The following is an 11,536-nucleotide window of genomic DNA, read 5'->3' as shown; positions in this document are numbered from 1 at the left end:
GCCGGGCACTGAGCCCGGCCGAGACGCCCTCCACCCCAAGAGGAGTCCGACATGACCACCAGTGGTATCAGCGAAGCCGCCGTCCAGACCTTCGTCGCGGCCGAACGCGAGCGCTTCCTGGCGCGCAATCCCAAATCCCTCGCCCTGGCCGAGCGGGCCCGGCACTCGCTGTTCGGCGGCGTGCCCATGCACTGGATGAACGACTGGTCGATGCCCAGTGCGCTGTTCGTCAGCCATGCCCAGGGTTCGCGCTTCCACGATGTAGACGGCCACGAGTACATCGACTTCTGCCTGGGCGACACCGGCAGCATGTTCGGCCATTCGCCGGCACCCATCGCCCGGGCCCTGGCCGAGCAGGGCGCCTGCGGGCTCACCACCATGCTGCCCGGCGAGGATGCCGTGGTCGCCGGGGAATTGCTCGCCGAGCGCTTCGGCCTGCCGTTCTGGCAGGTGGCGACCACCGCCACCGACGCCAATCGCTATGTCATCCGCTGGGCGCGCGCCATCACCAATCGCAAGGTGCTGCTGGTGTTCGACGGCTGCTATCACGGTACCGTCGACGACGTCATGGTGCGCCATCAGGACGGTCGCACCGTGCACCGCGGCGGCCTGATCGGCCAGGCGCACAACCTGGCCGAGACCAGCCGGGCCGTGCCCTTCAACGACCTGGCAGCGCTGGAGGAGGCGCTGGCGAAGGGCGACGTCGCCGCGCTGATCTGCGAACCGGCCATGACCAACATCGGCATGGTGCTGCCCGCCCCGGGCTTCATGGACCAGGTCCGCGTCCTGACCCGGCAATACGGCACCCTGCTGATCATCGACGAGACCCATACCCTGTCCACCGGCCCCGGCGGCTGTACCCGCGCCTGGAATCTGCAGCCGGACTTCATCACCTTCGGCAAACCCATCGCCGGGGGCGTGCCCTGTTCGGCCTATGGCTGCAGCCACGAGATGGCCCAGGCCATGCGCCTGGCGCAGCAGCACGCCAGCGAGACCAGCCACGGCCATGGGCACAGCGGCATGGGCACCACGCTGTCGGCCAATGCCCTGGCCATGCGCTGCCTGAGAGTCAACCTGGAGGACGTGGCGACGCCGGCCGCCTACGAACGGATGCTGCCGCTGGCAGCGCGCCTGGCCGCCGGTCTGCGCGCGGTGATCGCCCGCCATGGCCTGGCCTGGTCGGTGACGGAGCTGGGCGCCCGCTGCGAATTCCAGTTCTGCGCCACGCCGCCCACCACCGGCGCCGAGGCGGAAGCCGCCTTCCATGACAGCCTGCAGCAGGCGTTGCACCTCTATCTGATCAACCGGGGCATCCTCATCACCCCCTTCCACAACATGACCCTGTGCTGCCCGGATCTCCAGGCCGCGGACGTCGACCGCCTGCTCGCCACCCTCGACCAGGGCCTCGCCGAACTCCTGGCGCTGCCAGGCGCCCGGGAGTGTCAGCCATGAACTTCGCCGACGCCCAGGAAGCCCGCGACTTCCTCGCCGCCCACCCCGAGGTGCGCAGCATCGAACTCATGCTGATCGATGCCAATGGCGTGCCGCGCGGCAAGCTGCTGCACCGGGACGAATTGCTGGCCATCTACGAAGAGGGCCGGCCGCTGCCCAGCTCCATCCTGGCGCTGACCCTGCAGGGGGAAGACGTCGAAGCCACCGGCCTGGTCTGGGAGGTCGCCGATGTCGACTGCTGGACCTATCCACTGCCCGGCAGCCTGACCCTGCAACCCTGGCGCAGCACCCCGACCGGTCAGGTGCAGGTGAGCATGCACCCGACCCAGGGGCTGCCGGCCACGCCCGCCGATCCCCGGCATGCCCTGGTACGGGTGATCGAGCGGCTGCAGGCCGACGGCTTCCAGCCGGTGATGGCGGTGGAGCTGGAGTTCTATCTGCTCGACCGCACCCGCGACGCCCAGGGCCGGCCGCAACCGGCGCTGCAGATGAATGGCGTGCGACCCGGCTCGCCGCAGGTCTACGGGGTCTACGAACTGGAGCAGCTGCAACCCTTTCTCGATGACCTCTACGCCGCCTGCGAGGTGCAGGGCCTGCCGGTGCGCACGGCCATCTCCGAATACGCCCCTGGCCAGCTCGAACTGACCCTGCTGCACCGCTTGGACGCCCTCCAGGCCATCGACGAAGGCATTCGCTACAAGCGCCTGGTCAAGGGCGTGGCCAACCGCCACGGCCTGCAGGCCTGCTTCATGGCCAAGCCCTTCGGCGACCAGGCGGGCAGCGGCCTGCACCTGCACGTCAGCCTGGCCGATGCCGAGGGCCACAACCTCTATGCCAGCGAGGACCCGCAGGGCACGCCGTTGCTGCGCCATTCCATCGGCGGCATGCAGCACCGGATGCTGGATGCCTTGGCGATCTTCTGCCCCAACGCCAACTCCTACCGCCGTTTCCAGGCCAACAGCTATGCGCCGCTGGCCAAGAGCTGGGGGGTCAACAACCGCAGCGTATCCCTGCGCGTGCCGGGTGGTCCGGCCAGCAGTCGCCACATCGAACACCGCATCTGCGGCGCCGATGCCAATCCCTATCTGGCCGCCGCGGCCATCCTCGCCGCCATCCACGAAGGCATCCGTGACGAGCGTGACCCGGGGCCGGCCATCGTCGGCAATGGCTACGAGCAGGCCACCGACTTCCTGCCCACCGACTGGCTCACCGCGCTGCAGGCGCTGGAGCGCTCCAGCTGGATCCGGGAGGCGCTGGGTGAGCGTTTCGTCGAGGTCTATCTGGCGATCAAGCGTGCGGAATACCGGCAGTTCATGGCCGAGGTGGGGGAACAGGACTGGCGCTGGTATCTGACCCACGCCTGACCTTGTTCGGCGCGTCTGTGCTTGGCAGGTCTGTAGCGACAGCTGCGACCCGGCGCCTCGGGACTCAATCCGGTGATCGACCGTTGGCGGATAGGAGCGTGATCACCGGCACACCCCAATAGCCAGGGTCGCCGCCGCGGTGCGGGTTTCCACGCCGAGTTTCACGTAGACGTGTTCCAGGTGCTTGTTCACCGTGCGGGGCGAGAGGCCGAGGATGTCGCCGATGTCGCGATTGGTCTTGCCGCAGGCGACCCAGTGCAGGACTTCCACCTCGCGGCCGGTCAACTGATAGCGGCTGCTGAGCGGCGCCAGGTCCAGCGCGGTCCTGGCAGGCGGGCGGCTCGCTGGCAGGCTGCGCGCCGCCTGGAGTTCGCGCGCCGTGCGCAGGTGGGCGGCGACGCGTGCCAAGACCTCATCGGTCTTGAGTGGCTTGGTCACGTAGTCGATGCCGCCCGCGGCGAAGGCCTCCACCACGTGCTCGCTCTCGGTCAGGGCGGTCATGAACAGCACCGGGATGTCGGCCAGTTCGGCCTGTGCCTTGATCCGCCGGCAGGTCTCGAAGCCATCCAGCCCGGGCATCATGGCGTCCAGCAGCACCACGTCCGGGCGGCGCCGCTGCATGCGTTCCAGGGCACTGGCGCCATCCAGGGCCACCAGCACCATGTAGCCGCTGGCGTCCAGGGCGTCGGAGAGCAGGGCGAGGTTGTCCGGCGTGTCATCGACGATCAGCACCACGCTGGGCGGTAGGGCGGCGGTCATGGATTCTCTCCTTCCAGGGGCAAGTCGGCCGGCTGCAGCGTGTCTTTGAGACGGCGATTGAAGTCGTTGAGCTGAAAGCGTTTCACCAGTGCGCGCAGGGTATCGACATAGGCGGCGCTGGCCGGCTCCTCGCGCTCGATGCGGTCCAGGCAGGCGTGGATGCCTTTCACATAGCCCAGCGCCCCCAGCTCCTGTAACGCTTCCAGACTGGCAGCGCTCGGCGGCTGGAGCGAAATCGATCGTGCCCCAGGCGGTTCGGCGGTTCGCTCCAGCCAGATCAGATTCAGGTGCACCCTGATCTTTTCCAGCAGCTGCGGCGTATGGACCGGCTTGGCCAGGTAATCGTCGCAGGCGGCCGCGGTGCTGCGTTCGCGATCGACAGCGAAGGCATTGGCGGAAATGACGATGATCGGCGCCCTGGACAGGCCATTACGGCGGATCAGCGCGCTGGTCTCCAGCCCGTCGAGCAGCGGCATGGAAAGATCCATGAGGATGAGGTCCGGCTGCCAGAGGGCGACCTGGCGGATGGCGTCCTGGCCATTGGCGGCCTCCGCCAGTTCGAAGCCCAGGGGTTCGAGCATGCCGGCCAGCACCCGGCGGTGATCCAGGTGGTCGTCCACCAGCAGCACCCGGCGCCGCGGGCCCTGATAGCCGCTGATGCTGTGTTCGACATGAACCAGCGCCTGAGGCACCCGCACCTCGGACAAGAACAGGCGCACCACGAAGCGGGTGCCCTGGCCGGGCGTGCTGGTCACGTCCAGGGCGCCGCCCATCAACGTCACCAGCATGCGGGTGATGGTCAGGCCCAGTCCCAGGCCGTTGTCCTGGCGCAGCGGATCACCCCGTTCGAAGGGTTGGAACAGCCGCTCCAGCTGCTCTGCGGCGATGCCCAGACCGCTGTCGATGACCTCGAAGGTGGCGGTTTCCCGCGCATAGGTGACCGCCAGGATCACGCCACCCTGGTCGGTGTAGCGCACGGCGTTGCCGAGCAGATTGATGAGGATCTGCCGCACCCGTTTTTCATCGCCGCGCACCACGGCGGGTAGGCGTCCCTCGACCTCGAGGGCAAAGCTCAGGCCCTTGTCCTGGGCCTGGGGGGTGAACATCTGCTGCAGCTGTTCGAGAAACTCCGGAAAGGGAATCTCCGAGGGTTCCAGCTGCAGCTTGCCCGCTTCGATCCGGGCCACGTCGAGCAGGCCGTCGATCAGCGAGAGCAGGTGCGAGCCATTGCGGTAGATGGTGGCCAGGGCATCCAGCTGATGGCCGCTGCTGGCCGGATCGCGCTGCAGGATCTGGGTATAGCCGAGGATGCTGTTCAGCGGCGTGCGCAACTCGTGGGACAAGCCCGTGACGTAGCGGCTCTTGGCCGCGTTGGCGGCTTCGGACGCCTCCTTGGCCCGCTGCAGCGCTTCGTCGGTCTTGCGGTGCGCCTCGATCTCCTGCATCAGCAGCGCGGTCTGCCGGGTCGATTCCTCCAGCGCCACGTGGCGGCTCTCGCGGGTCAGCACCACCCACCAGGCCAGGGCGCCGGCAAACAGCGTAAGCACCATGAAGGCCTTGAAGAAGCCCTGATACAACAGGTGGCGCTCATCGACCTGCAGCCCCTGGGAGACCTGGCTGTAGATCAGCGCCAGGGCGCAGAACATCAGACCGACCATGACCAGCAGCACGCCCAGGTAGTGCGCCAGGCGGGTATGCAGGCGCGGCACCGAGGTGTTCGGCAGCAGCCAGCGCAGCAGGGTATCGACCTGCTCGGCGAGGCGCGCCCTGGGCTTGCAGAGATCGCCACAGCGGGCATCCAGGGCGCAGCAGAGCGAGCAGATGGGCGCGCCGTAGGCAGGGCAGAAAGCGATGTCTTCGCGCTCGAAGGCGTTGGTGCAGAGCACGCATTCCAGATGGACCTGGGCGGGATGCAGCAACTTCAGCACGCTGGTCCGGGCGATGTAGTAGCGGCCCTGGGTGAGCCAGGCCAGCAGCGGCGCGCAGATCAGCGCGGAGACCAGGGATACCAGGGGTGAGGCGGCTTGCGCCAGGGCGCCGAACAGCCCCGCATGAGCCAGACCGGACAGCAGCGAGGCGAGCAGCATGGCACCGACCCCGACCGGGTTGATGTCGTAGAGGTGCGCCCGCTTGAACTCTATGTGCCGGGGTGACAGCCCCAATGGCTTGTTGATCACCAGGTCGGCGACCACGGCGCCGATCCAGGCGATGGCGATGTTGGCATAGAGCCCAAGCACCTCCTGGATGGCCTCGAACACTCCCAGCTCCATCAGCATCAGGGCGATCAGCACGTTGAACACCAGCCAGACCACTCGCCCCGGGTGGCTGTGGGTGACTCGGGCGAAGAAATTGGACCAGGCCAGGGAGCCGGCATAGGCATTGGTCAGGTTGATCTTGACCTGGCTGACGATGACGAACAGCACCATGGCCCCCATGGCCCAACCCGGCGAGGCGAACACGTAGCCGAAGGCCACCAGGTACATCTGGGTGGGTTCGGCGGCGCGCTCCAGGGGAATCTCGTGCTGCAGGGCGAGAAAGGCCAGGAAGGCGCCGGCCAGCATCTTCAGGGCGCCGGGTACGATCCAGCCGGGACCGGCCATCAGCAGTGCCGCCCACCAGCGCCGACGATTCTGCGCGGTCTTCTCCGGAAGAAAGCGCAGGTAGTCGACCTGCTCTCCCACCTGGGTCACCAGGGCCAGGGCCACGGTACAGGCGGCGCTGAAGGACAGCAGGTTGAAGGCCCCGGCCTCGCCCTCGCGGCCGGCGAAGGTGGTCCAGTCCGCCAGGGCCCCGGGATTCTTGGCAATGACGAAGGCATAGGGCAACAACAGCAGGATCAGCCAGAGCGGCTGGCTCCAGAGCTGCAGGCGGTTGATCAGGGTGATGCCATAGGTGACCAGGGGGATGACGATGATCGAACAGATGACATAGGCCAGGGCCAGCGGAATGCGGAAGTACAGCTCCAGGGCCAGCGCCATGATCGCCGCTTCCAGGGCGAAGAACAGGAAGGTGAAGCTGGCGTAGATCAGCGAGGTGATGGTCGAGCCGATGTAGCCGAAGCCGGCGCCCCGGGTCAGCAGGTCCATGTCCACCCCGTAGCGCGCCGCGTAGTAGCTGATCGGCAGGGCGGTGAGGAAGATCACCAGGCTCGCCGCCAGCACCGCCCAGAGGGTATTGGTGAAGCCATAGCTGATCGCCAGGGCGCCACCGATGGCCTCCAGGGCCAGAAAGGACACGGCGGCCAGGGCCGTGTTGGCGATGCGGAATTCCGACCACTTGCGAAACGACCGGGGGGTGTAGCGCAGGGCGTAGTCTTCCAGCGTTTCGTCGGCCACCCAGCTGTTGTAGTCCCGGCGGATCTTGGCGATGCGTTGCGTCCCGGTCTGCTGCACGGCAGGGCTCCTGGGGTCTGCGTAGCGGGGGTCAGGCAAGTTCCATGCCTTGGCCCATGGTGGCACCTGGCCGCTCTCCCGCACGGTCCGGTGGGTCGGGCGTGCCCCGCGCGGGCGCGCGACAGACCGAGCATGCCCCAGGGCGTTGCAGCGGGCTGTACGTCAGATGACGTAGGTCGTTACGTCATCCTGCGTATGTTCCGCGCCGACGGTCCCGGCCCATCCTTGCTCCGCAGCGCAAGCCGCAGTCCCGGTCACCAGGGGCGACCGGCACATCACCTAGAGGAGCGACAAGATGCACAGATCAGCGGGCGTGAAATCCAGCCTTCCGCGGCGCCTGGCACTGGGCGCCGCGGCTTTGTCCCTGTTGGCAGCCAGCGTATTCAGCCAGGGCGTGATGGCGGACGCCGCCAATACCACTGGCCTGGCCGTGACCGATACCACCGTCACCGTCGGCCAGTTGCATTCCGCCACCGGCACCATGGCCATCTCCGAAACCGGCGCGATCCAGGCCGAGCGGCTGGCCATCGACCAGATCAACGCCCAGGGCGGGATCCTCGGGCGGCAGGTCAAGATCATCCAGGAAGACGGCGCGTCCGACTGGCCGACTTTCGCCGAGAAGGCCAAGAAGCTGCTGGAGGCCGACAAGGTCGCGGCGGTGTTCGGCTGCTGGACCTCGGCCTCGCGCAAGGCGGTGCTGCCGATCTTCGAAAAGGACAATGGCCTGCTCTACTACCCGACTTTCTATGAGGGCCTGGAGCAGTCGAAGAACGTCTTCTACACCGGCCAGGAAGCGACGCAGCAGATCCTCTCGGCGCTGGACTGGCTGGCCAAGGAGAAGGGCGCCAAGACCTTCTACCTGGTGGGCTCGGACTACATCTGGCCGCGCACCTCGATGAAGATCGCGCGCAAGCACATCGAGAACGTGCTGCATGGCCAGGTGGTGGGGGAGGAGTACTACCCTCTGGGCGGCACCCAGTTCGGCTCCCTGACCAACAAGATCAAGCTGAAGAAGCCTGACGTGGTCTTTGCCGCGGTGGTCGGGGGCTCCAACGTGGCCTTCTACAAGCAGCTCAAGGCGGCGGGCATCACCTCGGCCAAGCAGAATCTGCTGACCCTCTCGGTGACCGAGGATGAAATGCTCGGCATCGGCGGCGAGAACATGGCCGGTTTCTACTCTTCGATGAAGTACTTCCAGACCCTCGACAATCCCAACAACAAGGCCTTCGTCGAGGCCTTCAAGGCCAAGTACGGCAAGGACGCGGTGGTGGGTGACGTCACCCAGGCGGCCTACCTCGGTCCCTGGCTGTGGAAGATGGCGGTGGAGAAGGCCGGTAGCTTCGACGTCGACAAGGTGGTGGCGGCCTCACCGGGCCTGGAGCTGAAGACCGCGCCGGAAGGCTACGTCAAGGTCCACGAGAACCATCACCTCTGGAGCCGCTCGCGCATCGCCCAGATCCAGCCTGACGGCACCTTCAAGGTGGTCTACGAGTCGCCCGAGCTGATCGAGCCCAACCCCTTCCCCAAAGGCTACCAGTAAGCCTTGCCTGACCGGAGGCGTCGCCTGACCGACGCCTCCGTCCACCTTTGCGGGGAGATCTCCATGGAAAGCTTATCCGACTTCGGCGCCATCGCCGTGATGCAGGGCTTCAACGGCCTTTCGGTATTTTGCGTGTTGCTGCTGATGGCGCTGGGACTGGCGATCATCTTCGGGCAGATGGGCGTGATCAACATGGCCCATGGCGAATTTCTCACCGTGGGGGCCTACACCACCTACGTGATGTCTTCGCTGACCCTGCACCTGTTTCCGGCCTTGCAGCCCTACTACTTCTTTTTCGCCCTGATCCTGGCGTTCTTCGTCGCTGGCGCCATCGGCTGGCTGGTGGAGTGGGCGATGATCAGCCGGCTCTACCAGCGTCCGCTGGACACCCTGCTGGCCACCTGGGGCCTGTCGCTGATCCTGCAACAGCTATTTCGCTCGGTATTCGGTGCCCGCGAGGTCAGCGCCGAACTGCCCGAATGGATCATGGGCTCCTGGAGTCCGACCGCCAGCATCGACATCCCCAAGAACGGCCTGTTCGTCATGGTCGTGACCGCGCTGCTGACCCTGACCCTGTTCTTCATGCTGTATCGCTCGCGCTGGGGGCTGCAGGTGCGCGCCACCATGCAGAATCGGGTGATGGCCCGCGCCGTGGGCATCAACACCCGCCGCGTGGATCGCATGACCTTCGCCCTGGGCTGCGGCGTGGTCGGGGTGGCCGGCGCGGCCTTCACCACCATCGGCTCCATCGGTCCGACCTCCGGCTCGCTGTACATCGTCGATACCTTCCTGGTGGTGGTCTTCGGCGGCGCGGCCAGCCTGCTCGGCACCATCGCCTCGGCCTTCGGCATCGCCCAGGCGCAATCCCTGTTGGAATTCTTCCTCTCCGGTTCCATGGCCAAGGTGCTGACCCTGTCGGCGGTGATCCTCATCCTGATGCTGCGGCCCCAGGGGCTGTTCTCGGCAAAAGTCCGCAAGTAGGGAGTCCACGATGAACAAGGCAATCGACAACCTGCTCGGTGGCCGGCAGGGCGCCTTCGGCCTGCTGGTATTGGCCGCGCTGATCCTGCTGGTGTTTCCGCTGACCCTGGACATCTTCCGCCTGAGCATGGTCGGCAAGTACCTGACCTACGCCTTCGTCGCGGTCGGCCTGGTGCTCTGCTGGGGCTATGGCGGCATCCTCAGCCTCGGCCAGGGGATCTTCTTCGGCCTCGGCGGCTACTGCATGGCGATGTTCCTCAAGCTGGAAGCCTCGGACCCGGAAAGCACCAGGATCCAGTCCACCCCCGGCATTCCCGACTTCATGGACTGGAACCAGATCACCGAGCTGCCCTGGCTCTGGCAGCCGTTCCATAGCTTCGGCTTCACCCTGGTGGCGGTGGTCGCGGTTCCGGTGCTGCTGGCCTTCATCATCGGCCTGGCGATGTTCAAGCGGCGGGTAGGGGACGTGTACTTTTCCATCGTCACCCAGGCCATCGCCGCCATCCTGACCATCCTCATCATCGGCCAGCAGGGCCTCACCGGCGGGGTCAATGGCATCACCGACCTGAAGACGCTGCTGGGCTGGGACATCCGTTCGGACAGCGCCAAGGTGATCCTCTACTTCGTCAACGCGGCACTGCTGTTCGGCTGCATCCTGATCGGCCGCTTCGTCCTGAGCTCGAAGCTGGGCCGGCTGCTGGTGGCCATGCGTGACAAGGAGGAGCGGGTGCGCTTTTCCGGCTATGACGTGGCCAGCTTCAAGATCTTCGTGTTCTGCCTGGCCGCGGCCTTTTCCGCGGTGGGTGGCGCCCTGTTCGCCCTGCAGGTGGGCTTCATGTCGCCGTCCTTCGTCGGCATCGTGCCCTCCATCGAGATGGTCATCTTCGCCGCCGTCGGCGGCCGGCTGTCACTGTTGGGGGCCGTGTACGGCGCCCTGCTGGTGAATTTCGGCAAGACCTACTTCTCCGAATCCTTCCCCGAACTCTGGCTGTACCTGATGGGCGGACTGTTCATCGTGGTCGTCCTCTATTTCCCCAACGGCCTGGCCGGGCTCTGGAAGAGCCATGGCCAGCGCCTGGTCGCGCGGCTGAAACGCAAACCGATCAGCGCCCCGGTCCCGGCGCCTGCGTCGCCCAAGGCGAGCAAAGCCTCCCAGTTGGAGACAACCCCATGAACAGCAGCCCCATCGGCTTCCAGTTGGCCAAACCCGTGCTGGCCATCGAGGGGCTGACCGTTTCCTTCGACGGCTTCAAGGCGGTGAACGACCTCACGCTCTATGTCGACCGTAACGAGGTGCACGTGGTGATCGGCCCCAATGGCGCCGGCAAGACCACGGTGCTCGATCTGATCTGCGGCAAGACCCGCGCGACCGCCGGCAGCATCGAATTCAATGGCCGCGAGCTGACCCGGATGAAGGAATTCGACATCGTCCGGGCGGGCGTCGGCCGCAAGTTCCAGAACCCTTCGATCTACGAAAACCTCACGGTGTTCGAGAACCTGGAGATGTCCTATCCCGAGGGCCGCAAGGTGTTCGGTGCGCTGTTCTTCAAGCGCAGTGCGGCGGTGGTCGCGCGGGTGGAGGCGGTGGCCGCGGAGATCTTTCTCGCCGACCTGCTGCACCAGCAGGCCGATCTGCTCTCCCATGGCCAGAAACAGTGGCTGGAGATCGGCATGCTGCTGATGCAGGACCCTGAACTCCTGATGCTCGACGAGCCGGTGGCGGGCATGAGCGTCTCCGAACGGGCCCAGACCGCCGAGTTGCTCAACCGCATCAGCCAGGGGCGCTCGGTGCTGGTCATCGAGCACGACATGGAATTCGTCAAGAGCATCGCCCACAAGGTCACGGTGCTGCACCAGGGCAAGGTCCTGGCCGAAGGCAGCATGGAGGCGGTGCAGAGCAATCCCAAGGTTATCGAGGTGTACCTGGGGCACTGAAAACCTGTCCACGCTCTGCTGCGCGTCGGCCAAACGGCGTTGAAAATGCCCTGGAAGGCCAGCCCCGTCGGAATGCTCATTTACCACTCGTAACCCCGAGCGCGGGTCCGATC

Annotated in this window: 8 protein-coding genes; 6 read left to right on the top strand and 2 right to left on the bottom strand. The window is 66.2% G+C overall.

All coding sequences use genetic code 11. The features are described 5' to 3' along the window. Window positions 1-51: 51 nt before the first annotated feature. Window positions 52-1,452 (top strand): aspartate aminotransferase family protein, encoded by a 1,401-nt coding sequence (locus tag QMX82_RS01665; protein WP_282280968.1) that lies wholly within the window; start codon window positions 52-54, stop codon window positions 1,450-1,452. Beyond that, window positions 1,449-2,816: a glutamine synthetase family protein gene (locus tag QMX82_RS01660; RefSeq protein ID WP_282280967.1), complete on the top strand. Its 1,368-nt coding sequence runs from the start codon at window positions 1,449-1,451 to the stop codon at window positions 2,814-2,816. Before QMX82_RS01665 ends, QMX82_RS01660 begins: the two co-directional genes overlap by 4 nt. A gap of 102 nt (window positions 2,817-2,918) precedes the next feature. Here the strand turns inward: QMX82_RS01660 and QMX82_RS01655 are convergent, their stop codons facing one another. Both QMX82_RS01655 and QMX82_RS01650 read right to left on the bottom strand, forming a co-directional pair. Then, window positions 2,919-3,575, bottom strand: coding sequence for a response regulator transcription factor (locus tag QMX82_RS01655; protein WP_282280965.1), 657 nt, complete (start codon window positions 3,573-3,575; stop codon window positions 2,919-2,921). Beyond that, window positions 3,572-6,967 carry a hybrid sensor histidine kinase/response regulator gene (locus QMX82_RS01650; protein WP_282280963.1) on the bottom strand — a complete coding sequence of 1,132 codons (3,396 nt, stop codon included), beginning with the start codon at window positions 6,965-6,967 and terminating at the stop codon, window positions 3,572-3,574. Before QMX82_RS01650 ends, QMX82_RS01655 begins: the two co-directional genes overlap by 4 nt. A 295-nt stretch (window positions 6,968-7,262) precedes the next feature. On the opposite strand from QMX82_RS01650, the gene urtA reads away from it, so the two are divergent. The 4 genes from urtA (at window position 7,263) to urtD (ending at window position 11,423) form a co-directional block, all read left to right on the top strand. Next, complete coding sequence (urtA, locus tag QMX82_RS01645; RefSeq protein WP_208691201.1) at window positions 7,263-8,507, top strand: urea ABC transporter substrate-binding protein; 1,245 nt, start codon at window positions 7,263-7,265, stop codon at window positions 8,505-8,507. 63 nt (window positions 8,508-8,570) lie between these two features. After that, the gene (gene urtB, locus QMX82_RS01640) at window positions 8,571-9,488 is read left to right on the top strand and encodes an urea ABC transporter permease subunit UrtB (protein WP_282280962.1); all 918 of its coding nucleotides are present in this window, start codon (window positions 8,571-8,573) and stop codon (window positions 9,486-9,488) included. A 10-nt stretch (window positions 9,489-9,498) separates the two neighbouring features. Then, entirely contained in the window at window positions 9,499-10,662 is a 1,164-nt protein-coding gene (gene urtC, locus QMX82_RS01635) for an urea ABC transporter permease subunit UrtC (RefSeq protein ID WP_282280961.1), read from the top strand. After that, entirely contained in the window at window positions 10,659-11,423 is a 765-nt protein-coding gene (gene urtD / locus QMX82_RS01630; protein WP_158892366.1) for an urea ABC transporter ATP-binding protein UrtD, read from the top strand. The genes urtC and urtD overlap by 4 nt, the downstream gene beginning before the upstream one ends. Window positions 11,424-11,536 lie beyond the last annotated feature (113 nt).

The organism is Pseudomonas sp. PS02302 (genome assembly GCF_029959585.1).
GTDB classification, from domain to species: Bacteria; Pseudomonadota; Gammaproteobacteria; order Pseudomonadales; family Pseudomonadaceae; genus Chryseomonas; species Chryseomonas aestiva.
This window is presented reverse-complemented; position numbering and strand designations above follow the sequence as displayed.